General features: G+C 49.0%; 20 protein-coding genes and 1 riboswitch. Of the genes, 12 read left to right on the top strand and 8 right to left on the bottom strand.

Annotated elements, in window-relative coordinates; translation table 11 throughout:
- Window positions 1–48: 48 nt before the first annotated feature.
- Both cysD and E1919_RS03180 read left to right on the top strand, forming a co-directional pair.
- On the top strand, window positions 49–957 hold the full coding sequence (gene cysD, locus E1919_RS03175; protein ID WP_162051888.1) for a sulfate adenylyltransferase subunit CysD: 909 nt from the start codon (window positions 49–51) through the stop codon (window positions 955–957).
- A gap of 1 nt (window position 958) precedes the next feature.
- On the top strand, window positions 959–2,239 hold the full coding sequence (locus tag E1919_RS03180) for a sulfate adenylyltransferase subunit 1 (RefSeq protein ID WP_162051889.1): 1,281 nt from the start codon (window positions 959–961) through the stop codon (window positions 2,237–2,239).
- Between the two features lie 231 nt (window positions 2,240–2,470).
- Here the strand turns inward: E1919_RS03180 and E1919_RS03185 are convergent, their stop codons facing one another.
- The 7 genes from E1919_RS03185 to mug all read right to left on the bottom strand — a co-directional run bounded on the left by E1919_RS03185 (window position 2,471) and on the right by mug (window position 11,679).
- Complete coding sequence (locus E1919_RS03185; protein ID WP_162051890.1) at window positions 2,471–2,917, bottom strand: OsmC family protein; 447 nt, start codon at window positions 2,915–2,917, stop codon at window positions 2,471–2,473.
- A 223-nt stretch (window positions 2,918–3,140) separates the two neighbouring features.
- Window positions 3,141–4,328: an O-succinylhomoserine sulfhydrylase gene (locus E1919_RS03190; RefSeq protein WP_262888689.1), complete on the bottom strand. Its 1,188-nt coding sequence runs from the start codon at window positions 4,326–4,328 to the stop codon at window positions 3,141–3,143.
- A gap of 107 nt (window positions 4,329–4,435) precedes the next feature.
- Complete coding sequence (locus tag E1919_RS28015; RefSeq protein ID WP_162051892.1) at window positions 4,436–5,992, bottom strand: TSUP family transporter; 1,557 nt, start codon at window positions 5,990–5,992, stop codon at window positions 4,436–4,438.
- A 29-nt stretch (window positions 5,993–6,021) separates the two neighbouring features.
- A complete protein-coding gene (gene cobA / locus E1919_RS03200) occupies window positions 6,022–6,855 on the bottom strand; it encodes a uroporphyrinogen-III C-methyltransferase (RefSeq protein WP_162051893.1) in 834 nt (277 codons plus the stop codon).
- 156 nt (window positions 6,856–7,011) lie between these two features.
- Window positions 7,012–9,144: a nitrite/sulfite reductase gene (locus E1919_RS03205; RefSeq protein ID WP_162051894.1), complete on the bottom strand. Its 2,133-nt coding sequence runs from the start codon at window positions 9,142–9,144 to the stop codon at window positions 7,012–7,014.
- A gap of 498 nt (window positions 9,145–9,642) precedes the next feature.
- Window positions 9,643–9,745, bottom strand: a riboswitch (SAM riboswitch).
- Window positions 9,746–10,412: 667 nt separating this feature from the next.
- On the bottom strand, window positions 10,413–10,703 hold the full coding sequence (locus E1919_RS03210) for a hypothetical protein (RefSeq protein ID WP_162051895.1): 291 nt from the start codon (window positions 10,701–10,703) through the stop codon (window positions 10,413–10,415).
- A gap of 430 nt (window positions 10,704–11,133) precedes the next feature.
- Complete coding sequence (mug, locus tag E1919_RS03215) at window positions 11,134–11,679, bottom strand: G/U mismatch-specific DNA glycosylase (RefSeq protein ID WP_162051896.1); 546 nt, start codon at window positions 11,677–11,679, stop codon at window positions 11,134–11,136.
- A gap of 261 nt (window positions 11,680–11,940) precedes the next feature.
- On the opposite strand from mug, the gene E1919_RS03220 reads away from it, so the two are divergent.
- The 6 genes from E1919_RS03220 (at window position 11,941) to E1919_RS03245 (ending at window position 18,743) form a co-directional block, all read left to right on the top strand.
- Window positions 11,941–12,831 (top strand): EboA domain-containing protein, encoded by an 891-nt coding sequence (locus tag E1919_RS03220; RefSeq protein ID WP_162051897.1) that lies wholly within the window; start codon window positions 11,941–11,943, stop codon window positions 12,829–12,831.
- 44 nt (window positions 12,832–12,875) lie between these two features.
- Complete coding sequence (locus tag E1919_RS03225) at window positions 12,876–13,820, top strand: TatD family hydrolase (RefSeq protein WP_202915832.1); 945 nt, start codon at window positions 12,876–12,878, stop codon at window positions 13,818–13,820.
- Window positions 13,820–14,728, top strand: coding sequence for a UbiA-like protein EboC (gene eboC / locus E1919_RS03230; RefSeq protein WP_162051898.1), 909 nt, complete (start codon window positions 13,820–13,822; stop codon window positions 14,726–14,728). Before E1919_RS03225 ends, eboC begins: the two co-directional genes overlap by 1 nt.
- Window positions 14,729–14,856: 128 nt before the next feature.
- Complete coding sequence (locus tag E1919_RS03235; protein ID WP_394351743.1) at window positions 14,857–16,047, top strand: 3-dehydroquinate synthase; 1,191 nt, start codon at window positions 14,857–14,859, stop codon at window positions 16,045–16,047.
- Between the two features lie 76 nt (window positions 16,048–16,123).
- Entirely contained in the window at window positions 16,124–17,407 is a 1,284-nt protein-coding gene (eboE, locus tag E1919_RS03240) for a metabolite traffic protein EboE (RefSeq protein ID WP_162051899.1), read from the top strand.
- Window positions 17,352–18,743, top strand: coding sequence for an alkaline phosphatase family protein (locus E1919_RS03245; RefSeq protein ID WP_162051900.1), 1,392 nt, complete (start codon window positions 17,352–17,354; stop codon window positions 18,741–18,743). Before eboE ends, E1919_RS03245 begins: the two co-directional genes overlap by 56 nt.
- Window positions 18,744–18,880: 137 nt before the next feature.
- On the opposite strand, the gene E1919_RS03250 is transcribed toward E1919_RS03245, so the two are convergent.
- On the bottom strand, window positions 18,881–19,549 hold the full coding sequence (locus tag E1919_RS03250) for a GDSL-type esterase/lipase family protein (protein ID WP_237143974.1): 669 nt from the start codon (window positions 19,547–19,549) through the stop codon (window positions 18,881–18,883).
- A gap of 311 nt (window positions 19,550–19,860) precedes the next feature.
- Between E1919_RS03250 and E1919_RS03255 the strand changes: the two genes are divergently transcribed.
- From E1919_RS03255 to E1919_RS03270, 4 genes are all read left to right on the top strand, one after another.
- Entirely contained in the window at window positions 19,861–20,679 is an 819-nt protein-coding gene (locus tag E1919_RS03255; RefSeq protein WP_162051901.1) for an SDR family oxidoreductase, read from the top strand.
- 155 nt (window positions 20,680–20,834) lie between these two features.
- The gene (locus E1919_RS03260; RefSeq protein WP_162051902.1) at window positions 20,835–21,272 is read left to right on the top strand and encodes an HYC_CC_PP family protein; all 438 of its coding nucleotides are present in this window, start codon (window positions 20,835–20,837) and stop codon (window positions 21,270–21,272) included.
- Window positions 21,273–21,442: 170 nt separating this feature from the next.
- Entirely contained in the window at window positions 21,443–22,729 is a 1,287-nt protein-coding gene (locus E1919_RS03265; protein WP_162051903.1) for an efflux RND transporter permease subunit, read from the top strand.
- 130 nt (window positions 22,730–22,859) lie between these two features.
- Entirely contained in the window at window positions 22,860–24,758 is a 1,899-nt protein-coding gene (locus tag E1919_RS03270) for an efflux RND transporter permease subunit (RefSeq protein ID WP_162051904.1), read from the top strand.
- Window positions 24,759–24,768: the final 10 nt, after the last annotated feature.

Genomic DNA, 24,768 nt, shown 5'->3' on the forward strand with positions numbered 1-24,768 from the left:
AATTAAAGTCGTTTCGCTGAAACACGATTTCGAAAAACAATACAAGAAATGAATAAGAGATACCTTGATTACCTCGACCAGCTGGAGGCGGAAGCCATTCATATTATGCGCGAGGTAGCAGGCCAGTTTCAAAAGCCGGCCTTACTGTTTTCGGGCGGTAAAGATTCCATTACCCTGGTACGTTTAGCGGAAAAGGCTTTCCGACCAGGCAAGTTCCCGTTCCCGCTGGTGCACATCGATACCGGCCATAACTTTCCGGAGGCTATCCAGTACCGCGATGAACTGGCGGAGCGACTGGGTGAGAAGCTAATTGTGCGTAACGTAGAAGACACAATTAAGAAGCAGAACCTTTCGGAGCCAACTGGCCGCTATGCCAGCCGCAATGGCCTGCAGACATATACTTTGCTGGAATCAATAGAAGAGTTCGGCTTTGACTGCTGCATCGGTGGCGCCCGCCGCGACGAAGAAAAAGCCCGTGCAAAAGAAAGGATCTTTTCTGTAAGAGACGAGTTCGGGCAGTGGGATCCAAAACGCCAGCGCCCTGAGTTATGGAATACCTACAATGGACGCATTTCTCTAGGTGAAAATGTGCGCGCCTTCCCTATCAGTAACTGGACGGAGTTGGATGTATGGAACTATATTAAGCGGGAAGAAATCGTGCTTCCGAACATATACTTTACACACGAACGCGAGTGCCTCATCCGCGATGGAAAGCTGATGGCCACTTCAGACTTTATCTACCGCGACCCGGAAGATGAAATTGTGACCCGCAAAATACGCTTCCGCACCGTAGGCGACATGACCTGTACAGCTGCTGTAGAGTCGGTAGCATACGACATAGACACTGTGATTGCTGAAATTATAGAGTCAAAAATAAGTGAGCGCGGCGCTACCCGCATCGACGATAAATTATCGGAAACTGCGATGGAAGACCGCAAAAAAGGAGGATATTTTTAACATGGATATATTAAGATTTATAACGGCAGGTAGCGTAGACGATGGTAAAAGCACTCTAATCGGCCGCCTGCTGTACGACACCAACCAGATTTACATAGACCAGTTGGAAGCGATAGAAAGCTCCGGCAGAGTTAATGAAGACGGACAGGTTGACCTGTCGCTGCTGACAGACGGCCTGAAGGCGGAGCGTGAGCAGGGTATTACGATTGACGTGGCCTACAAGTACTTCAGCACGCCAAAGCGCAAGTTTATTATTGCCGATGCCCCCGGTCATATCCAGTATACCCGCAACATGGTAACGGGTGCCTCCAACTCTAACTTGTCCATTATTTTGGTAGATGCCCGTAATGGGGTGCAGGAGCAAACGCGTCGTCACTCTATCATCTCCTCGCTGCTGGGTATACCGCACCTGGTTATCTGCATCAACAAAATGGACTTAGTCGGTTTTGATGAGAACGTGTATAACCAGATTGTAGAGGATTACAAGCAGTTTGCCGCTTCAAAGCTAGCTGCCAAAGACATCACCTTTATTCCAATCAGTGCCTTGAGAGGAGACAACGTGGTAGACCGCTCTGAAAATATGCCCTGGTATGAAGGCCCAAATCTGTTAGAGCACTTAGAGAAGGTTCCGGTGTCAAATGACTTTAACCTGGACGATGCACGTTTTCCAGTGCAGTATGTTATCCGCCCGCACACTCATGAGCACCACGACTACAGAGGCTATGCCGGTAAGATAATCAGTGGCACGTATAGCAAAGGCGATAAAATTACAGTGTTGCCTTCCGGACAGACTTCTACCATTAAATCAGTAGAGTTGGGTGGCAAAGAGCTGGAAGAAGCATTTGCTCCTATGTCTGTCGTTCTTCAATTAGAGGATGATGTAGACATCAGCCGGGGCGATGTGATCGTGAAGCAGGAAGAAAACCTGGATGTATCGAAGGAGTTTGAAGCACTTGTTTGCTGGATGAACAACAAACCACTTAGGGCTGGTGCTAAATTGTTGCTGCGCCACAACTCCACCGAAACGCGTGCTGTTGTAAGGCAGATCCAGTACAAAGTCGACGTGAACTCACTTGACAACATCATGGATGCCGACCAGGTACAGCTGAACGACATCTGCCGTGTGCAGATTAAAACGGCTACTCCTCTCCTGCTGGACAAGTATGAGAACAACCGCGCAAACGGTGGTTTTATTTTAATTGATGAGACCTCCTTTACAACAGTTGGCGCTGGCATGGTAGAAAGCATCACGCACGAGAGTGAACTGAATTACATGATTTAAAAGGACAGAAGTAGTAAGACGAAAGATAACGGACTTTCTACTACTATTGTAATAGACAACAAATAGAAACAGCCGCTGCGGGTATACCTGCAGCGGCTGTTTCTATTTGTTGTCTATCCTAGACTATTCTGGCGCGAGATTCCACCCCGTGAAGTGTTATGGGTGCGAGTCTCCAGACGCGCTTGTACGACAGCTATATATTTTAAAAAAGTCAAAAGCATATTAACCGTCTTAAACCAATTCCCCAGGCATACCCAATTTCCCGGCAGTCACCTCAAAGGTATGGCTGATGGTGGCAGTTTTGTATAATATAGCTGCGACAGAGCAGTACTTGTCCATAGAAAGGTTAATGGCTTTCTGTACCTTCTCCTCATCTAATGGGCCACCCAGCATAAAGTGCACGTTGATGTGCTTAAACAAAGATGGCACCTCTCCTGGCGTCCGTTCCGCGGTTACTTTTATATCAAAGGTATCAATCTGCTGGCGTTGCTTCTTTAGAATCTGAATAACGTCAATGGCACTGCAACCGCCTAAGCCCATGAGCAGCATTTCCATAGGGCGTGCGCCTGCGTTGTGGCCACCAATTTCCGGGGAGCCATCCATATGCAACTCCACGCCGGAGGAACCTTTCGCTGCAAAATGAAAATCCTGATCTACGCGTGTTAAATTTACTTCCATGTGTTTATATTTTATCTACTACAGCTGAATCTAAACGTGATACTGTAGCTGCAAGGTATAATGATAAAAAACGATATGTATAGCTAACTTTCTAAATGACTCCTGTTTTCAAGCTTTGGATCTTCTATCGTGAGCTTTGAAATTTGCTTCTATCTCATAACTTTCCAGGCCAGAGGCCTTAGCATAGTCAGCACGAGCGAAGACGCCCGCACTGTAGACAACTCTACACCTTCGCCAGTGCCTGCTCTATATCTTCAATGATGTCCTGCAGACTTTCTAAGCCAACAGAGACCCGAATGAGGCCTTCAGAAATGCCTGTAGCGGCCTTTTCTTCGGCTGACAACTTAGAGTGTGTGGTGGAAGCAGGGTGCGTAACGATGGTGCGGGTATCGCCTAAGTTAGAGGTGATGGTTGCCATCTTCAGGCTATCGATAAAACGCGTTGCCGCTTCATAACCGCCTTTTACTACAAAGGTGACAATTCCTCCTCCCTGCTTCATCTGCTTTTTGGCCAGCTCATACTGCGCAAAAGACGGCAGGAAAGGGTAATTCACCACCTCCAGTGCCGGGTTGCCTTCCAGCGTTTGTGCCAGCTTCAGTGCATTTTCACAGTGTTTGTCTATGCGCAACGACAGTGTTTCCAGGCTCTTGGAAAGCACCCAGGCATTGAACGGCGACAAAGCAGGTCCGGTATGGCGTGAGAAGAAGCGAATTTCCTTGATCAGTTCTGCTTTGCCTACCACCATACCACCTAACACACGGCCTTGTCCATCGATATATTTTGTGGCAGAGTGTACTACGAGGTCAGCACCGAAGTCAATAGGCGTTTGCAGAATGGGTGTGGCAAAGCAATTATCTACTACCAGAAGCAGGTTATGCTTCCGTTTTAGCTCTCCTAAAAACTCCAGGTCAATGAGTTCCAGACCTGGGTTAGAAGGCGTTTCTACCAGAATCATTTTGGTTTGCGGTGTGATAAGCGCTTCCCAATCCTCTGGTTTGCTGGCATCAGCATAGGAATGGGTGATGCCCCAACGCGGCAGGATGCTTGTAAGCAACTGGTGTGTAGAGCCAAACACAGCGCGACCTGCCAGCACGTGGTCTCCGGCACTTAGCAATGAAGCCATACTGGTAAACACCGCCGACATGCCTGTGGCAAATGCAAAACCGTCTTCTGCTTTTTCTAAATAGCACATTTTCTCCACCAACTCATCCACGTTCGGGTTAGAGAACCGGGAATAAATATTGCCGGGCTCCTCGTCGGCAAACACCGCACGGGCCTGTTCGGCACTTTCGTAAGTGAAGCTGGATGTAAGGTAAAGCGGCACCGAGTGCTCCCGGTTGTGGCTGCGTTTGGCCTGTAACCGGATAGCCTTTGTTTCTATATCAGACATGTTGTTTGTTGATTCCTGTATGATAAATGGTTCTTCAGCGGACAGCAAAAGCGCTGTAAGCTTCACAACCACTTATAATTTAAGTATTTTCTGAAGTAAAGTTAAGCAGGTATTCTTCCCTAATCAAACTACATGAAGAAGGCCATAAAGATAAGGCGAAGGCTGACGATGATGACCACAATACCGACAATAATCATCATGGTTTTTACAGGCAGCTTCCTGGCCAGCAAGGCCCCTAAGGGTGCTGCAATTGTGCCTCCTAATATCAATCCAATGATAATCTGCCAGTGCGTAATACCAATCAAAGAAATGAAAGCAACGGAGCTTGCAAACGACACAAAGAACTCCGCCAGGTTCACCGAACCCACGGTATACATGGGGTGCCTGCCCTTGGCGATAAGCGTAGAGGACACGATAGGGCCCCAGCCGCCGCCGCCAATGGAATCCATGAAACCACCGACAGCTCCCAGCATGCCCAGCCGCTTTACAGGGCTTTTCTTGACGTTCTTCTTGAGTACTTTCCGGATAATCAGGATGCCAAGGAACAAGGTATAGCAGGCCACCAGGGGCTTAATGAGGTAGATGTATTCCTCCAGTGCATAAAGCAGGAAAGCGCCCACAATGGCTCCTAAAACACCGGGGAACACAATCGTTTTAAATAGCTTGCTGTTAACGTTGCCGAATTTCAGGTGCATCCAGCCGGACACGCCGGAGGTGAAAATCTCGGAGGCATGCACACTCGCACTCGCCGCCACCGGCGACACGCCAAAGCTAAGCAGGAAAGTAGTGGCACTCACACCGTAAGCCATGCCCAAAGCGCCATCAATCAGCTGCGCAACAAAACCTGCCAGTATAAAGATAAGAATCTCCCTATCCACCTGTGTGGCCACATCCATTGCCATCGCACCAATAGTGCTGAAAGGGATATAGCTGAAGAGCAGGTGGCCGGTTACCATCAGGGAGAGCGCGGCGAAAACGAGCATCAGCACCACCTTCAGGCTATACTTCGACTGATTTTTCTTTTTAACAGTAGCTAATGAAGGGGTAACAGCTGGCTCCACTAGTACTTCGGTTGCCTCGTTCAGGCGCTTTACCTTATAGGCAAAGTCGCCTTTGAGCGTGGCCCGAAGCTGCGTCATTTTGTCCAGCACCTGCTCCATCTCATCAGGCAGCCCCTCGTTCAGCACCTGCTTCAGGCGCTTTGCAACGGTCGGCGACTTGCCATTAGTGGAGATAGCCAGTTTCAGACTGCCTTTCTGTACAATGGAGCCGAGGTAAAAGTCGCACTGCAGCGGTGTGTCGGCTACGTTAGTGAGTATCTTGTGCGATTTTGCCAGGTCCCGTATGGTGATGTTCAGAACATTGTCGTTGGTGGCGACCAACACAATGTCTTTTCCTGTCAGGTCTTCCTCGCGGAACTCCCGCTTCACCAGGGTTATATAGGGGTGGTTGGCCGCGAGTTCTTCTATTTCGGGGCGTATTTCTGGGGCAACCAACACCACCTGCGCCTGCGGGCTGTTGGCTAAGACGGCAGAAAGCTTTTCATGGCCCACATAGCCTCCACCTACTACCAGTGTCTGCAATTGCTCCAGCTTCAGAAAAACCGGGAATAGCGGATTAGTAGCCGTTGGAGCAGCAGCAGCAGCAGCAGGAGGAACGATAGTTGTGTTTGGGGAGCTACTCATTTATTTTGCTATACTTCAGGAATATTTAACTACGCTTTCACCAGTTCCTGCACCTTTTCCAGGTCCAGGTTGTAGCGCAGTGACGGGTGGTAAGCCACCACCTCACCAACAATAATAATGGCTGGAGCACCCACGCCTGTTGCTTCCACGCGCTCCACGATGTTGTAAACGTTGCCAAATACTATCTTCTCGTCGGGCAGCGAACCGTTTTGGATAATAGCCACAGGTGTATCGGCCTTACCGGCTGCGCTAAATATTTGAGTAATCTGCGCTAGTTTACCCATTCCCATCAGGATGATGACACTTGCACTGGATTGAGCCGCCAGATGAATATCTGCGGAAATCTCACCCGACCTTGTTGTACCTGTTATCACCCAGAAGCTTTCGTTCACGCCACGTATGGTCAACGGAATCTGCTGCAGTTCAGGCACCGCGATAGCACTGGATATACCCGGCACTACCTGCGTAGGCATATGAAACTTATCGGCATGCGCCAGTTCTTCATACCCTCGGCCAAACACAAAAGGGTCGCCGCCTTTCAGGCGCACCACGTGTCCGTAAGCAAGGGCAGACTCTACTATCAGTTCGTTTATCTCCTCCTGCTTCAAGCTGTGAACTCCGGCACGCTTACCTACAAAAAGTTTAGGCGCATCGGCAGGGGCATGCTGCAGTAGCTCCGGATTTACCAGGGCATCATACAGCACCACGTCAGCCTGCTGCAGCGCCTTTATCGCCTTCAGCGTAATCAGGTCCACGTCACCGGGCCCTGCGCCAACCAGCGTCAGCCTCGGCTGCTTATGTGCTGCCGTATCTGCCAACACATAACTGCTTTCCTGCTTCGTTTGTTTATTTCTTGATGCCATCAGTGATTCAATTTTGAATGGTTGAGTAACTGAATGATGAATATGATTTAAGTATAAGAGCAAGTTTATCTGGCAAGAGCAGCTTTTGGCTTACTTGCCGGTCGCACTATCATACTTATTCAATTATTCAAGATTCAGTTATTCAAAATCCCTTTCCTACGCCTCATTCTTTATTGAGGCAGGTGCTATTAAATCGCGCTGTTCTTTTCGGTAGCGGGTGGCTTCCTGCAGGAACAGCAGGGCTTTGTTCAGGTACTCTTTTGCAAATGCCTCGCCCGGCTTATGCTTGTTTATCTGCATCACTTCAGTTGTAAAGTCAGGAGCAAAGTTGAAAATGCCTTCTGCCACAAAGTTCGTGTCAAAATCCTGGATGATACCTGCCTGTGTGTTGCACTTCACGTTTTTGTCCAGAAGAAGCGCTTTGGCAGTGCTTACAAAAGAGGCATAGCCGTAGTAGATGGCATCGGCGAAGCGCTTATCTTCCAGTGCTTCGGCAGCCCACTCCAGTTTCTCATCAGACTCATACAGCAACGTAGCCACCAGGTCGATCATAACACCGGCACACTCTCCCACACCAATAGCAGTCTCAAACTGCTCCTGATGCCCCCAGTCAATATGCTCGTCCGGGGTTAGCGTAGATAAGTCAGCAAGCGGCTTGAGCATCTGGTAAAAGTAGTCTTTCCCGTTTCTGTCGTAGTACTCGTTAAAGCGCTCGTTTTCCTCTTTGTTAGCCTGGTAATCGTTGATAACAGAACGCACCACTTCCAGACCACGCTTGCTCGGTACTTTCAGCACTTTCTGTGCAATGCGGCCTTCTCCGTTCACCACTGTGCCACCACCCAATAGCACCTGCAGGGCTGGTATAACATTCTTGCCGCTCTTAAGGGAAGAGCCATGGAAACCGAGGTTAGCCATACCGTGCTGGCCGCAGGAGTTCATGCAACCACTTATCTTAATTTTGATGTCTGTGTTGAAGAGCAATTCAGGATACTCGCTGATGATCACGTTTTCCATCACCTTGGCAGTGGTCATACTGTTGGATATACCGAGGTTACAGGTATCGGTACCAGGGCAGGTGGTGATGTCCGCCACACTGTTATAGCCCGGCTCTGCCAGCCCAAGTTCATCCAGCTTCGAGAAGAAATAAGGCAGCGCCTCTTTGCGCACATACTTCAGCAACAGGTTCTGCCCCTGTGTTACTCTGATTTCATCGGCAGCATACGCCCACACCAAAGGCGCCAACGCTCTTGCGGTGTCGCTGCTGATATCCCCGATGAGCACTTTGATATATACTCCGTAATAATCCTGCTGCTTCTGCTGAAATACATTCGTTTTCAGCCAGGTGTTATACTTGTCTGTGTTCTCGACAACAAAATCAGGAATTTCCTTTACCTCAGGCAAAGCCGGGTCGAAGTTAGCCGCTTTGTCTATCTCGAATGAATGAGACTTCAAGGCCTTATACTCTTCGTTTACCAAGCGCATCACCTCTTCCTGCCCCATCTTCCCAATCAGATACTTGAAACGGGCTTTGTTGCGGTTGTTGCGTTCGCCGTAACGGTCAAAAATGCGGAGGACACCTTCAATAAGTGGAATCACCCTGTCCTCTGGAAGAAACTCATATGCTGTGTGTGCCAGTGCCGGCTGCGCACCAAGTCCGCCCCCAATCATCACTTTAAAGCCACGGATGGTTTGTCCATTCTCCTCTTTCACCTTCGCTATAAACCCAAGGTCGTGCATGTAAGACAAAGCAGTGTCAGAGTCGCTGGAGGAGAAAGACATCTTGAACTTGCGGCCCATGTCCTGGCAAATCGGGTTGCGCAGGAAGTAGCGGAAAGCAGCATCCGCATAAGGCGACACGTCAAATGGCTCTTCCGGGTCGATGCCCGCCTCTGGCGATGCCGTTACATTACGCACCGTGTTACCACAAGCTTCGCGTAAAGTGACGTCATCCTTCTCCAGGTTTGCCCACAACTCCGGCGTTCTGTCCAAGCTCACATAGTGTATCTGGATGTCCTGGCGCGTGGTCAGGTGCAGGTTCCCGGTGGAGTACTCGTCAGAAATAGAAGCAATGCGTACCAGTTGCTGCGTGGTCATTCTGCCGAAGGGCAGCTTGATGCGCACCATCTGCACCCCCAGTTGGCGCTGACCGTACACGCCGCGGGCCAGGCGCAGGCTCTTAAATTTATCTTCCTGTAACTTACCCTCACGGTATAACCGGATTTTCTTTTCCAGGTCGATGATATCCTTTTCTACTATCGGGTTCTCTATTTCAGATCTAAAGCTTTGCATAAAATGTTCTTTTTATAAATGAGCCGGTAAAGGCTTCTGCTCAAATTTTAGGTGATGTATTTTTAAAGTATTAACAACTTGCTGCACAAGGCAGGGAAAGTTGCAAAGGTTGGGGCTCAACAACAGCGCATGCGCCTCCTGCCAGTAGGAAAGCACGCAGTAAAGGTGTCAGTCAAAGGCCAAATGGCCTTATAGTATATAAGCGGAAAAATGGTATATAGCATAAACTTTTTGCGCTGCGCGAACCGCATATACACCTGATGTGCAGCAGCCTGCATTTTGTTAAAGATCAAAAAGAGTGATAAGTTCCTTCACAACCGGCAAACTAATAAGCCAGTTCTGGCTGAAGGGATAAAATGGGAGGATCCTTTAACAGGAACAACAGCAACAGCAACAGCAACAACAGCACATCACAGGCAGGGATGAGGCAACGAGGTTAGAGGGAGTTACTAAACTGGTGAGTTGGGATATGCCTGATGTCTTGTTCATGGTTTTTCTAATTTATATTTCCCCTTCGTTGGGCAGGACTTGGCACCTTTCCAAAATGGATGGTTGCCAGAGGGTCTGGGAGCCTGTTCTCTCGCCTCTTCGTCTATAAATTTCTTGCGTACAGCAATAGTATTCTTTGCAAAAATAGAAAACAAATCCCACATAGTATACCATATTGCCAAAAATATGTAATTATTTTCTATACAACAGTCCCGCCGCTAAAGTTCAAATGCTACACAATCAGGAATTTAATTGCTTTCCCTCTAAAATTTGTTTAAAGGTTATACCATTACCATGTGATTGTTACGCATGGCTTAACTTTAAAAGTATGGCAGCAAGTTTACATTTATCAAAGAAGAGGTCGTAGAACTGCTCAAGTTAGAAACAGAGCAAAAGTAGGACCGGGTGCGTTTCCTTCACCTTCTTAAAGAAGGCACTGCGCAAATCCGGCAGCAGGCAGAGGAGTTGTTCAAGCCCAAGACAGAACGGCCGGTGAACGTGCGTAAGGATGAGCCGGGAAAGTAGCTAATTCTCTTTCGCTACATTTCTGAAGGCGCAGAAATCACTTGATAATGGTATAAGACCTGAAGAAAGCGCCTAAGCGCAGGAAAAGCATCTGCAACGACGACGCCAGGCAAGGTGACGGCAACGGTGCCAGTGGTGTGCAGTGAACTTTTTAATTTCTCACTAACAGATAATCCTACGTAAAAAAGAAACCTCTCCATACCTGCCCTTTTCAGGCTGTATGGAGAGGTTGTATGTAAGGCTACTGGTATTTATTATTGGAGTACTGTCTCTTTTTCAAGTTCACGGTAAACCTGCTTGGTTTTAACATGCAACGAAAACCACGAATAATTGCTTTTCAGCATCTCGAAGTTAGAACCTTCAACCACACCGTTCAATCCTTTTTTTGAGAGTGCATCGGCAATTACCTCATCTTCTATAACAAAGGTATCTACTACCAATCCACCACTCACAAAAGAACACGCTAAGCCTGATTGATCAGGCTTGTAAAGTAAAGTTTTGCTTTTATTAAGTCCGTTTTCTAGTCTCTCTAAATAATTCTTCATAGCGTTTTTTATGATACTAAGTTTTTAAGTTTGAATTTGATTATGGTTTTCAGTTCTATTTGGACGACATTTCAAAAAGCATTATAGTTCAAATGCATAGTACATAATTACTATAAGTTACAACAACACAGTGAACGGTACTATTTTAAGGGTAAATGGCATTTTTATGTAGCTACATTTAAAATTTTATTCCTTTTCCTCCTAAATATTAGCTTCTTACGTTAAAACTAAAATATTAATTTTTAACTATATAAGTAAATTGCACCCTTTATACCCTTTTTCCACTCATAAGGTTTTGCTTTCAAGAAATATATTTTGCCTGTGAAAAAACAGAAATTCACTGCAATCATTTCCTGTGCTATTTTATAAGCAGCAGCAGTATAAAACAGCGCAATACTTCAGCCCAGGCTCCTATATATCTGAGCCCAAGTCAATAGCTTACCCGCAGTTCCCGGAATACCTGCGCCAGTGCAGCCGGGGGATAATGCGCGTTTAAGCCGCTGGGATTGGGAAGCACCCAAAGCTGGGTTTCTCCTATTGTTTCTGGCCGCAGCCCCAGCACTGCCTTAGGCATACCAAAGGCAGTACGATAAGCCGTAACGCCAAGAAAGGCAACCACCTGCGGCTTGTACTGCAGTACCTTTTCTTTCAACAGCTTTCCTCCTTCCATCAACTCTGCTCTGCTGAGTTCTGCCGCTGCCCCTGTAGCCCGCTCCACAAAGTTTGTGATGCCACAACCATAGGTAAGCAGTTCCTGCTGTTCATGTGGCTTTAACAGGCGCGGTGTAAAGCCTGCCGCATACAAGGTGGGCCAAAACCTGTTGCCGGGGCGGGCAAAATTATACCCGGTGGCAGCAGTGTAAAGTCCAGGGTTAATACCACAGAACAACACCTTTAAGTCCGGGGCTATTACATCATGTACAGTCTTTCCTGCTGCGGCTAATATTTCCTCTTTCGTGGGTTTATATATATGCATCTTTCTTTTTACCTTTACCTGAGCGTGCTATGTTGCAGCAGAGCGGCTGGTGCCGCACCTGTAGCAGCATATTTTTTCTTGTACAGCAGGAATAGTGTTTAAACTTCATATTGGTTCAGCAATACTATCATCCAGTACTTCTGAATCCGGATGAAAGGTTCCTAAAGCATGGAAGAAACGAGAAAACATTACTATCTTAACGGATAAAGTTCAGCACCCATAGAACACGTTTATTCATTGTTTATCTTAAACTATACGCTCGTGTATCAGGCAGACATAAACACAAGTAAAACATTTCTGAAAGAGCTTCTGGAGCGCAACACAACGGTTCAGGGAATTGAATGGCTTACAAAAAAAATGAACCAGCTGGCTTCCGAAGACGCCAAAGACAAGGACTTGTACCTGGCTTTCAGCGCTGCCCCGCGCTTTGTCGGGAAAGAGAAGCTGCGCATAACTGACGAAGACCTCGAGCAGGCCAATAAAATCCGGAAAGGCTTTAACCCAAGCCGATGGACTGCTGACCAGGCCGCCCGCACTTTGCTCCTCCTCTCGCTTCCTGCTCAAGACGCGGATGCGTTTGCAAAGAAGCTGGAGACGCTATTCAGTACCGCCGACATGGGGGAACTGGTAGCACTGTATGGCAGTCTGCCGCTGCTGCCTCACCCTGAAGCGTTTAAGAAAAGAGCGGCTGAGGGCGTCCGCACTAACATGGGTGACGTGTACGAAGCCGTGGCTTTGGAAAACCCCTACCCTGCCGATTACATGGAGGAAAAAGCCTGGAACCAGCTGCTGCTGAAGACTCTGTTTGTAGCTAAGCCGCTTTACCGCATTTATGGCATTGAGGCCCGCAGCAATGCTGAACTGGCCCGCATGCTCACCGATTATGCCCATGAGCGCTGGGCCGCTGGCCGCCCGGTATCGCCGGAACTGTGGCGCCCCGTTGGCCCATTTATAAATGAGACTAACATCCAGGACATAGAGAAATTGTTCTCGCAGCCAAACGAGATTGAGCGCGAAGCTGCTGCACTTGCCTGTGCGCAGAGCAGCTATAAACCAGCTACAGAACTGCTGGAGGCACACCCTGATTTAAAGCAGAAAGTGGAAAGTGGCGTACTAAACTGGAGCCTGATTGGCAGCAAAGCCCTGGCATAGCGTTAAAAATTAACAGATAGACATCATCCTAAAAGATATAACTTATGAACACCCAGAACCTCATGCTCATTGACCCGCACATACACATGACGTCCCGCACCACCGACGATTATGAGCGTATGCGCCAAGCGGGAATCGTGGCCATTATCGAACCTGCTTTCTGGCTGGGCCAGCCCCGCACAGAGGTCGGCTCTTTCAAAGATTACTATAGCAGTTTGGTAGGTTGGGAGCGCTTCCGGGCGAGCCAGTTTGGTATCAAGCACTACTGTACTATCGGCCTTAACTCTAAAGAAGCGAACAACGAGGCACTGGCAGAGCAGGTAATGGAGCTGCTGCCGCTTTTCATTTACAAAGAAGGTGTGGTAGGCGTTGGCGAAATCGGGTATGACGACCAGACCAAAGCAGAAGACAAATATTACCGGTTGCAACTGGAACTGGCCAAAGAAACCAGTATGCCGGTGCAGATACACACGCCACACCGCGACAAGAAGTCCGGCACCATCCGAAGCATGGAAGTGAGCCTGGAGCACGGCATTGCCCCGGACATGGTAATTGTGGACCACAACAACGAGGAAACCGTGAAAGATGTACTCGACAGAGGCTTCTGGGCTGCCTTTACCATTTACCCGAATTCTAAGATGGGCAATGAGCGCATGGTAGAGGTTGTGAAGAAATACGGTACGGAGCGCATTATGATAAACAGTGCAGCCGACTGGGGCATCAGCGACCCGCTCTCTGTGCCTAAAACTGCTTCCCTGATGCTGGAGCGTGGCATTTCTTTAGAAGATGTCCGCAAGGTTTGTTATCAAAACGCCCTCGAAGCCTTTAGCAAGAGCGGCCAGATGTCCGAATCTGACTGGCTTACCCCTGCCGCTGTAGACCAGCGCGAAAAATTCTCAGACAATTCCGTTTTAAGAGGAGGACAAACACCCGTAATCGGCGGCCCGGACGCTGATGAGGGAGAGTTGGGTTCTAACATCGTACGCTAATGTCGCAAATTGGCGCTTACCTGCGGCTCATGCGCCCGGCCAACATTATTACGGCCATAGCAGATATCATGATGGGTTTTGCGGCTTCCGGCGCTATACTGTACCGCCCGTTCTGGGAAGGAAGCTTGAACGCTGAAACGCTGCAGCCGCTGGGCTGGCTCGTGCTGGCTACAATCGGCTTGTATGGCGGTGGTGTGGTGTTCAACGATGTGTTTGACGCGGACCTGGACCGGGTAGAGCGCCCGGAGCGTCCCATACCCAGTGGAAAGGCTTCCCCAACAGGAGCTGCTACTTTAGGTGCCATCTTGTTGCTAGGTGGTGTGCTGGCAGCCTGGCAGGTATCGGTGGTTAGTGCTGTTATTGCGTTGGCAGTGGCGGGCCTTGCCTTGCTCTATGACTATCAGGGCAAGCACAACACTTTGCTGGGCCCCGTTAACATGGGCGCCTGCCGGGGCGGTAACCTACTGCTTGGGGTAAGCGCCGTGCCTGCTGCCGTGGAACAACTGTGGTTCATGGCGCTTATCCCGATTGTGTACATTGCGGCTATCACGATGGTGAGCCGCGGGGAGGTGCACGGTGGTAATACAGCGGCTTTAAAAGGAGCTGTGCTCATGTATGCTCTGGTGTTTGCGGGTATACTTAGCCTTTCGCTGTTGCCGCACTTCAATTTATGGTACAGCATTCCGTTTCTGCTGCTGTTTGCGTACCTTATCTTTCCGCCACTGTTCAAAGCCATGCCTTCCAAAGAGCCAAAGCTCATTATTAAAGCGGTAAAAGCGGGTATTCTGGCTCTTATTGTGATGAACGCCAGTATGGCCGCTGGCTTTGCCGGTTGGCAGTATGGGCTGCTGGTGCTGCTGCTTTTGCCGGTTTCTATCTATGTAGCAAAGAAATTTGCCGTTACCTGAGAATTGTTAGCCGCTATACTTTGTTATACAATTATGAAAGGCATAAATAGCATATCATTTAGGCCAATAAACAGAACCGAAATCTCCTGCTGGATATACAACAGAAGAGTTCTTCAACCCCAGATTAGATGCTTCAAAAAGATATGAAGGCTATTGAGCAATCGTTTTCAGTGCAATTCAGGTATGGTGTGTACTTTACACAAGGGCTCTTCGATTCTAAAAATAGTTTGCTTGCCGAGGTGCTGCAGCAGGACAAAGGCACTGCTCCGCGCAAAGTATTTTTTGTGATAGACAGCGGCGTGGCCGCTGCTCATCCTGGTTTAGTAGAAGACATAAAACTTTATACTTCCAGACACAAAGAGGTGATGAAGCTCCTGGCTGAGCCGATGCTGATAACAGGCGGTGAGGAAGTAAAGAACAGCACCGAACTGCTGCAGAAACTGCTGGAGGCGGTAAACAACTTTAGAATCGACCGCCACTCCTACTTTATAGCCGTCGGCGGCGGCGCTGTGCTGGATATGGCTGGTTTTGCCGCGGCCATTGCCCACCGAGGCATCCGTCATATCCGTATCCCCACAACTGTTTTGTCGCAGGACGATTCTGCAGTGGGTGTAAAGAACAGCTTCAACTTCTTTGACAAGAAGAACTTCCTTGGCACCTTCGCTCCTCCTTTCGCCGTTATCAACGACAGCGATTTCCTGCTCACCCTGCACGACCGCGACTGGCGTTCCGGCATTTCAGAAGCCATCAAAGTGGCGTTGATAAAAGATGCGGCCTTTTACCAGGAAATAAAGAAAGATGCCATCAAGCTGGCGCAGCGCGACATGCCGGCCATGCAACGGCTGATTCACCGTTGTGCGGAAATGCATGTGGAGCATATTGGCGGAGCCGATCCCTTTGAGACCGGTTCTTCGCGCCCACTCGACTTTGGCCATTGGGCAGCACATAAACTGGAGCAACTCACCAACTACGAGTTGCGCCACGGCGAAGCAGTGGCCATCGGTATTGCTTTGGATACAACCTATTCTATGCTGAAAGGCATGCTTACGAAGGAAGAGCACGAAGACGTGCTGACACTGCTGCAGGAATTGGGCTTTGAGCTGTATGTGCCAGCCCTATCACAGCTAGAGGCAGGTTCTGAGCAACTCAGTGTTATCAAAGGACTTCAGGAATTCAGAGAGCACCTGGGCGGAAAGCTTACGATTATGCTGCTCAACAAAATAGGCGAAGGCGTGGAAGTACATCATATGGACGAACCGCTCTTGCTACAGGCCGTAGAAGAATTAAAAAAGCGCCACCAACCTCAGCCAGCTGCTTAAGCACCCTTGTTCAAGAAGGCTACAGCGCTGTGAAGTTTTTACAGGCTGCTGTTTTCTTACTTAATTATAGCTAAATATGTATCTGAATACAGGGCATCACCTTACGTACTGCACCAACATACACCCCGGCGAAACATGGGAAGATGTATTTCATCAGCTTCAAACTTACCTCCCTTCACTTAAGAGAAAAGTATCCCCTGACCAGCCTTTCGGAATTGGCTTGCGCCTCTCAAACAAAGCCAGTGAGCAAATACTGGATGGGGAACACCTGAACAACTTTAAGCGATGGCTGCAGGAGCAGGGTTTATATGTGTTCACCATGAACGGCTTCCCATACGGTGGCTTCCATCACCAGGCCGTGAAAGACGATGTGCACAAGCCGGACTGGACTACTGACGAACGGCTAACTTATACTGTACGCCTGGCAAGAATCTTAGCCGAACTTTTGCCAGAGGGCATGGAGGGCGGTATCTCCACCTCTCCTCTCTCTTATAAACCATGGTTTTTAGAGGAGGATGATTCCAAAATCAAATCTGTTTTTAACCAATCAACAGAAAACCTGGTTTCTTTGGTAGCAAGCTTATTAGAACTAAAGCAGGGAACAGGCAAAACCATCCATATCGATATAGAGCCGGAGCCGGACGGGCTGCTGGAAAACAGCAAAGAGGTTATCAACTATTACCAGCAATGGCTCATACCTGAGGGGGTGAAGGTGCTGCAGGAGTCGCTGGGGCTAACGAAGGAAGAAGCACGGGAGGCTATTTTGCATCATATCCAGGTTTGCTACGACGTATGCCACTTTGCGCTAGCCTACGAGAAACCAGCCGAGGCCTTTGCCAAGCTAACACATGCCGGTATTAAAATAGGCAAGATACAACTCAGTGCTGCCCTTAAAACAAGTCTCCCAAAAAATGATGTGGTCACCCGCGGTAAACTGGCTGAAACGTTCGCCTGTTTTGCCGAATCAACCTACCTTCACCAGGTGGTAGAACTGAACGATGATGGAGAACTATGCCAGTACCCTGACCTGACCTTTGCGCTGCAGCATATCCGTAAGCCCAATGCCGTTGAATGGCGCATGCATTTCCACGTGCCGCTTTTCACGCAGGAATACAGTGGTTTGCAGTCTACTCAGGAAGATATTGTGGAAGTGCTAAAGCTTATACAGCAAAAGCAACTGACAACACACTTGGAGGTAGAAACCTATACTTGGGAAGTGCTGCCGGAGGATTTAAAAAAAGACCTTTCAGAATCCATACAGCGGGAGCTGGAGTGGGTTCTTGCAACTATAAAAAACACTCAAAATGCAGAAGACGGTAGTGCTGGACGTAGTCGGGCTCACGCAATCACTCCTCGGTAAAAACACACCTTTTTTGTCGAAATGGGCGGCGGATGCTCAAAACACAGTGGTGCACCCGGTGTTGCCGGCTGTTACCTGCACGGCACAATCAACCTACCTCACGGGCAAATGGCCGGAAGAACATGGTATTGTAGCCAACGGCTGGTATTTCCGGGATGAGGATGAAGTGAAGCTGTGGCGCCAGTCGAATAAACTGGTACAGTCACCAAAAGTGTGGGAAGTAGCCCGTTCCACAGATCCCAACTTTACCGTCGCCAACATGGGCTGGTGGTATAACATGAATACTACCGCCGACTATACCCTGACACCGCGCCCGCAATACCTGGCCGATGGCCGCAAAATGCCCGATTGCTATACCCAGCCTGCTGACCTGCGGGACACGCTGCAGGCAAAACTGGGAACATTCCCCCTGTTCAACTACTGGGGGCCAAAAACCTCCATTAAGTCGAGCAAATGGATAGCGGACGCGAGCAAGATAACGGACGACCTATACGACCCCACGCTCACGCTCATTTACCTGCCGCACCTCGACTACAACCTGCAGCGCCTCGGCCCCAGCGACACACGCGTTGCCAAGGATCTTCAGGAAATTGATGCCGTAGTGGGCGACCTGATCCAATTTTATGAGGCAAAAGGCGCGCAGGTTATCGTGCTGTCGGAATACGGAATATCGGACGTAAACCAGCCAGTGCACCTGAACCGTGTGCTGCGCAAGCATGGCTACATTGCCGTACGCAACGAGCGAGGCACTGAACTGCTGGACATGGCCATGAGCAAGGCCTTTGCCGTAGCCGACCACCAGGTGGCGCACGTTTATGTTCAAAAACCTGCCGACATAGAATCGGTGCAAAAGCTGTTGCAGCAGGTACCGGGTGTGCAGGAGGTGTTAGCTGGCGAAGAGCGCAATAAATATAAGCTGGCCCACGAACGTTGCGGCGAATTGGTAGTGGTGGCTGACCAGAACTCCTGGTTCACCTACTACTTCTGGCTCGACGACACGAAAGCACCAGACTATGCCCGCATGGTGGACATCCATAAAAAGCCGGGCTTCGACCCTGTAGAAATGTTCGCTGATCCAGAAATCAAGTTCCTTATCCCAAAAGTAGCGAGCAAAGTGTTGAAGAAAAAACTTGGCTTTCGAATGGTGATGGACATTATTCCGCTGGATGCCACCTTGATTAAAGGCTCGCACGGTCGCATACCGGAAGACATAGCCGAGTGGCCGGTGCTGCTCACCAAAAACAAGCAAGCTTTGCCACAGGAACTGCAGGCGGTGGACGTGTTCAATGTCATCCTCTCCCATCTGCAGGTGCCACAGCAGGAAACAGTAGTATAGCATCAACTCCTCTATAAATAAGAGTGGCCGCAAGATTGCGGCCACTCTTATTTATATAGTTTGTTTGACGCCACACCATGCATGACAAATAGATTGAATCCATCTTATGCAAGGCTGTATCTTCCTATTCTCATCTTCTACCTGAGCAAGTGAGGCTTGAGCGCCTTTTGCCATATCTCATACCCTTTATTGTTCATGTGCAAACTGTCTCCCAGGAATATATCCTGCATCGGCTTCCCTTTATTGTCCAGCATCAGGGAGTATACATCCACGTACTGCGTCTTTGGCTGCGTTTTAAGATAAGCTTCGATCAGCTGGTTTGATTCCTGCATTATAGGGAGGTATTGGGCACGGGAGGGACTTGGTTTGATGGAAATAAACACTATGGGCACCTCTGGCATCTCTTGCCGGATACCCTGAAACACGTCTTTGAACCGTGCCAGCACCTCCGGGGCCTGCACGGTGGCAGCGGCGATGTCGTTTTCACCGGAGTAAATTACGATCTGCTTCGGCTGGTACGGGAGTACAATATCGTTGAGGTAACGTTTCAGATCCAGCAGATTCGAACCACCGAAGCCGCGGTTGATGACGGTATTGCCTGGAAACATCTCCTGCATGTTGTCCCACATCCTTAAGGAGGAGCTCCCGACAAAAAGGATAGCGTTTTCAGGCGGCATCAGCACGCTGTCCTGCTGCTTGAAGTCCTGTATCTCACTCCAGAAAGGCGGCGTGTTTTCCTGTGCCCGCGCCGCTGGAAGCACCAGCCATGCCATCAGGAACAAGGTAATCCATAATCTGCTCATCATATATAAATTAGCTTTTTTTAAGTTAAGAAATATTATAACGTAACAGCTATAATAGTGATCAGAAACATTCAAAGTTAGCGGCTTTATCATGTTTTTCTGTACAATCATGGTGGTTATGAACAAGCTTCGAAGCCACAATGTGTCGTCAGTAATTGCCTTACCTATAGCTTCTGCAGATAGTCAGCTGCACCCATTAAAATAGCCGTATAACCTCTTCAGCAAATAGAGGTATACTGTTATTAACCGAAAGGCAGGTGGAGTATTTAAGTTTGGGTATGATCTATTTATCATCGGCACCTTAAAAAGCTATCATGGGTAACACAACAGAAAACAAACGACTGCAAGGCAAAGTAGCCATTGTAACCGGGTCGAGCTCTGGCATTGGAGAAGGCATTGCGATGGCAATGGGCCGTGAGGGTGCCAATGTCGTCATTAACTATCACTCTAATGAGGAGTCCGCGCAGGAGCTAAAAGACCAGATAGAAAAGGTTGGCAGCAAGGCAGTGGTTGTGCAGGCAGATGTTGCCAATCCTGATGACGTGGAGAAGCTATTCAAGGCAGCGACAGACAACTTTGGCACCGTAGATATACTGGTAAGCAACGCAGGCATACAACGTGACGATAGTTTCCTGGACATGTCGCTTGATGATTGGAACAAGGTTATCAGCACCAACCTGACCGGGAATTTTCTGTGCGCGCAGGCAGCGGCAAAAGAATTTGTGAAGCGAGAGGTAAAGCAGGAGGAAAAACGCGCAGCGGGCCACATCATCTTCATCAGTTCGGTGCATGATATCATTCCCTGGGCCGGCCATGTAAACTATGCCACGGCCAAAGGCGGCGTGCAGATGCTGATGAAAACGCTGGCTCAGGAGCTTGCCTCCGAAAAAATAAGAGTAAACGGCATCTCTCCCGGCGCAATCAAAACGGCCATCAATGAAGATGTCTGGAGTACGGAGGAGGGTCGCAAGGACATGCTTTCACTTATACCCTACGGCCGCATCGGGGAACCCGAAGACATCGCGAAAGTGGCTGTATGGCTGGCAACGGATGAGGCGGACTATATTACCGGCACCACCATTTACGTGGATGGTGGCATGACACTCTATCCGGCCTTCAGCGACAAGGGCTGATGAGAATAGTGTAAAAACAGAACTATTCCCGGTGTATCGTGTTATACTTAGAATCATCGGTTTAGCACCGCCAAAGAGAATTTCTGTAAATCTTTTCTTAAATTGTGTAACAAACCTCTCCGCTTCTGTAGTACCTTTGTACTAAGTATAAAAACATGAAACTGTACCGCCAGATTATTATGCTTACCCTCACACTGCTGGTGCTCGTCTCCTCGACTGGCATGGCAGTGGGTATGCATATATGTGGCGGTGAATTACGTGATGTGACCTTCTTTGGCGCCACGGCAGATTGCCCAATGGAGCAAAAGCAACAGAAAAAGCAGCCGCCTTGCCATGCGTCGAAAGATACAAAGGCAAATGATGGCACCTGCTGCGAAGACCATCAGGTAGTAGTAGAGCGCACAGATGCCACTTCTGAGCATGATGCCATCACGCTCATCAAAACTCTGGACATTAATTTTATTGCCGCAGTACAAGCCGTTATCTTACAACTGTTTGCACCTGAGGCCCTTCTACAACCGACTTACGCACAATACGCGTCTCCCCCACTCGCCCGCGACATTCCTGTGCTGGTGCAGTCTTTCCTTCTATAAACCTTACAGTTTAGGTGCCTGTTTGGCGCGCTGTCTTGCTTTATCTCTTTATTGCCGCAAGCAACAGCTTTGCCTTACCTGTCATTTAAGACGCTCTCTAGGCACCACCCTCTAAAGCCCGATTTTCTGTGGCTGCAATGCATTCTGTATAGGTTTAGAACACCATTTCCATGATTGAGAAGTTAATTTCTTTTTCGCTCCGCAACCGCGTCATTGTGCTGTTGCTGTCGGCTTTCCTGTTTGGCTGGGGCGTGTACTCCATGCAAACAAATAAAATAGACGCCATTCCGGATTTGTCCGAGAATCAGGTCATCGTTTTCACGGAGTGGATGGGCCGTAGCCCGCAAATCATCGAGGACCAGGTAACTTACCCGCTGGTCACAAACCTGCAGGGCCTGCCTGATGTGAAGTATGTACGTGGCTCCTCCATGTTCGGCATGAGCTTTATCTACATCATTTTTGAGGACGATACCGATGTGTACTGGGCTCGCTCCCGGGTGCTGGAGCGTCTGAATTCTGTCGGCAATATACTGCCGGAGGGTGCCACTCCAACCCTTGGCCCCGACGGAACGGGTGTAGGACATATTTTATGGTATACACTCGATGCCCCTGACATGGACTTAGGGGAGCAACGGGCTGTGCAGGATTGGTACGTAAAATTTGCCTTGCAAAACGTGGATGGCGTGAGCGAGGTGGCTTCTTTTGGAGGCTTCCAGAAGCAGTACCAGGTCACGGTAGACCCAAACAAACTCACTTACTATAACCTCACTGTTCCGCAGGTGATACAGGCTGTTCGGGCCAACAACAACGAGGCGGGTGGCCGCAAATTCGAGCGCTCCGACATCGGCTATATCATCAAAACCACCGGCTATTTAAAATCAGCAGAAGAGATAGAGAACATTGCTGTTACCACGAACAACACGATTCCTGTTAGGATAAGAGACGTAGCCACCGTGCAGATGACAGGTGAAAGCCGTCTGGGCATCTTTGATCTGAATGGTGAAGGTGAGGCTGTGGGCGGCATTGTGGTGATGCGCTATGGGGAGAATGCTGAGGAAGTGATTGAGAACGTGAAGGAGAAAATGGCGGAGGTCGCCAAAGGCTTGCCAGAGGGTGTTGATTTCAACATCGTCTACGACCGCAGCGGCCTGATAAATGAAAGTATAGCCTCTGTCAGAAATACATTAATCGAAGAGATGATTGTGGCTGCAGTGGTCGTATTCCTCTTCCTCTTCCACTGGCGCAGTGCCCTCATCATCATGATTCAGTTGCCGCTTTCGATTGCCATAGGCTTCATCCTGCTCAACGCGTTCGACATCTCCTCCAATATCATGTCCTTAACGGGTATTGCGCTTTCCATAGGTGTGATTGTGGACGATGCCATTGTGATGGTGGAGAACTCCTATAGGCACCTGGCAGAGGCAGCGAAAGTGAAGAAGCCGATAGAAGAAGAGTAAAGAGAGCGATAGGAAAATCTAGAATGTCATTTCGACCAAAGGGAGAAATCTGGTAAATAACAAAAATTGACTGAACAGATCTCTCCTATTGTCGAGATGACAAAACAGGAGCTCATTCAAAATTGAAGAGATGATTTTAGATAAAGAAACAAGACTCAGCATCATAGAAAAGGCCTCAAAGCAGGTAGGGCCCAGCGTGTTCTGGAGCACGGTCATCGTAATCACCTCCTTCCTTCCGGTTTTCTTACTGACAGGGCAGGAAGGGAAGCTCTTTAGCCCGCTGGCCTGGACGAAGACATTTATACTTATAGTGGATGCCATTGTGGCTATTACGCTTACACCAGTGCTTATTTCGTTCTTCCTTAAAGGCAAGCTGAAGGAGGATAACGCCAACCCCATTAACCGGGGCATGGAACGGGTGTACGGACCATTGCTGAAGTGGTGCCTGAAGTGGCGTAAGACCACCATCGGCATTAATATTCTGGCGCTGCTTGTCTCTATCCCGATGCTGTTTAGCCTCGGAACAGAGTTTATGCCGCCCCTGAACGAGGGCTCTATCCTGTTTATGCCTGTCACGCTGCCCGATATATCTAATGCCGAGGCAAAACGCATCCTGCAGGTGCAGGACAAGATAATTAAATCTGTGCCGGAGGTAGACCAGGTGTTGGGGAAAGCTGGTCGCGCCAGCACGGCCACTGACAACTCCCCTATTAGTATGATTGAAACCATCATCATGCTGAAACCACAGTCGGAGTGGCGCGAGGGCATCACGAAACAGGACATCGTGCAGGAACTTGATACCAAATTGCAGATTCCGGGCGTGGTTAACGGCTGGACGCAACCTATCATCAACCGCATTAACATGCTGGCCACTGGTATCCGTACTGATGTGGGAGTGAAGGTATATGGCCAGGATCTGGACTCTATTTATGCCGTGTCTGAAAAGGTAAAGTCGGCACTGGAAACAGTACCAGGTGTGAAAGACCTGTATGTGGAGCCGATTACAGGTGGCAAGTACCTCGAGATTGACATCAACAGAGAAGCCCTCGGACGCTATGGTCTTACGGTGGATGATGTGAACATGACCATTGAATCTGCGCTGGGTGGAGCCAGCATCGGCAACACCATCGAAGGCCGTGAGCGCTTTTCTATTAACGTAAGGCTGGCGCAGGAATACCGCAACAGCATCGAGCGGATCCAGCGCATCCCGCTGCAGACGGGTGCTGCCGGCACTATTCCTTTGTCGTCGGTGGCAGACATGCGCTTCACAGATGGCCCCCCGATGATAAATTCTGAAAATGCCCAATTGCGTGGGGCCGTTCTCTTTAATGTCCGGGACCGTGACGTGGGCAGCACAGTAGAGGAGGCGATGGAGCGAATCAATGCGGAGGTGGAGGGAATACCTGAGGGGTATTACCTCGAGTGGAGCGGCCAGTGGGAAAATCAGGTACGTGCCACGCAGACGCTTCAGCTCATCATACCGCTGGTGCTGGCCATCATCTTCCTGATCCTTTACATCTCTTTCAAGTCCATCAAAGAGGCGCTGCTAAACCTTATAACCATCCCTTTTGCCTTGGTGGGCGGCGTGTTCATCGTGTACTTCTATGGTGTGAACTTGTCTGTAGCCGTTGCAGTGGGTTTCATTGCACTGTTCGGGTTGGCTATCGAAACAGCCATGGTGATGGTGGTATATCTGAACGAGGCGATGAAAGAGCTGGTTGAAACCAAAGGCAACTCCTCCGAAACGATCACTAAACAGGATATCCGGGATTATGTATTCATGGGAGCTGCCAAACGCCTGCGTCCTAAAATTATGACAGTGTCGGTAGCATTGTTTGGTTTAATTCCGGTACTGTGGGCGACAGGTGTTGGTACTGATGTAATGATTCCTATTGTGCTGCCGATGATTGGCGGTGTGTTTACATCATCCATTCACATTCTGCTGGTAACACCGGTGGTGTTTGAGATGACGAAAGAGTATGAATTGAAGAAACACGGAAAACTGGAGATATACGATGTTAAGCATTAAGAAACATACT

Source organism: Pontibacter pamirensis, assembly GCF_010015475.1.
GTDB lineage: Bacteria > Bacteroidota > Bacteroidia > Cytophagales > Hymenobacteraceae > Pontibacter > Pontibacter pamirensis.

Bases quoted from the DNA above. Each gene is read 5' to 3' on its own strand.
- cysD (WP_162051888.1), top strand. From the start codon at position 49: ATGAATAAGAGATACCTTGATTACCTCGACCAGCTGGAGGCGGAAGCC.
- E1919_RS03180 (WP_162051889.1), top strand. From the start codon at position 959: ATGGATATATTAAGATTTATAACGGCAGGTAGCGTAGACGATGGTAAA.
- E1919_RS03185 (WP_162051890.1), bottom strand. From the start codon at position 2,917: ATGGAAGTAAATTTAACACGCGTAGATCAGGATTTTCATTTTGCAGCG.
- E1919_RS28015 (WP_162051892.1), bottom strand. From the start codon at position 5,992: ATGAGTAGCTCCCCAAACACAACTATCGTTCCTCCTGCTGCTGCTGCT.
- cobA (WP_162051893.1), bottom strand. From the start codon at position 6,855: ATGGCATCAAGAAATAAACAAACGAAGCAGGAAAGCAGTTATGTGTTG.
- E1919_RS03205 (WP_162051894.1), bottom strand. From the start codon at position 9,144: ATGCAAAGCTTTAGATCTGAAATAGAGAACCCGATAGTAGAAAAGGAT.
- E1919_RS03210 (WP_162051895.1), bottom strand. From the start codon at position 10,703: ATGAAGAATTATTTAGAGAGACTAGAAAACGGACTTAATAAAAGCAAA.
- mug (WP_162051896.1), bottom strand. From the start codon at position 11,679: ATGCATATATATAAACCCACGAAAGAGGAAATATTAGCCGCAGCAGGA.
- E1919_RS03225 (WP_202915832.1), top strand. From the start codon at position 12,876: ATGAACACCCAGAACCTCATGCTCATTGACCCGCACATACACATGACG.
- eboC (WP_162051898.1), top strand. From the start codon at position 13,820: ATGTCGCAAATTGGCGCTTACCTGCGGCTCATGCGCCCGGCCAACATT.
- E1919_RS03235 (WP_394351743.1), top strand. From the start codon at position 14,857: ATGCTTCAAAAAGATATGAAGGCTATTGAGCAATCGTTTTCAGTGCAA.
- eboE (WP_162051899.1), top strand. From the start codon at position 16,124: ATGTATCTGAATACAGGGCATCACCTTACGTACTGCACCAACATACAC.
- E1919_RS03245 (WP_162051900.1), top strand. From the start codon at position 17,352: ATGCAGAAGACGGTAGTGCTGGACGTAGTCGGGCTCACGCAATCACTC.
- E1919_RS03250 (WP_237143974.1), bottom strand. From the start codon at position 19,549: ATGATGAGCAGATTATGGATTACCTTGTTCCTGATGGCATGGCTGGTG.
- E1919_RS03255 (WP_162051901.1), top strand. From the start codon at position 19,861: ATGGGTAACACAACAGAAAACAAACGACTGCAAGGCAAAGTAGCCATT.
- E1919_RS03260 (WP_162051902.1), top strand. From the start codon at position 20,835: ATGAAACTGTACCGCCAGATTATTATGCTTACCCTCACACTGCTGGTG.
- E1919_RS03265 (WP_162051903.1), top strand. From the start codon at position 21,443: ATGATTGAGAAGTTAATTTCTTTTTCGCTCCGCAACCGCGTCATTGTG.
- E1919_RS03270 (WP_162051904.1), top strand. From the start codon at position 22,860: ATGATTTTAGATAAAGAAACAAGACTCAGCATCATAGAAAAGGCCTCA.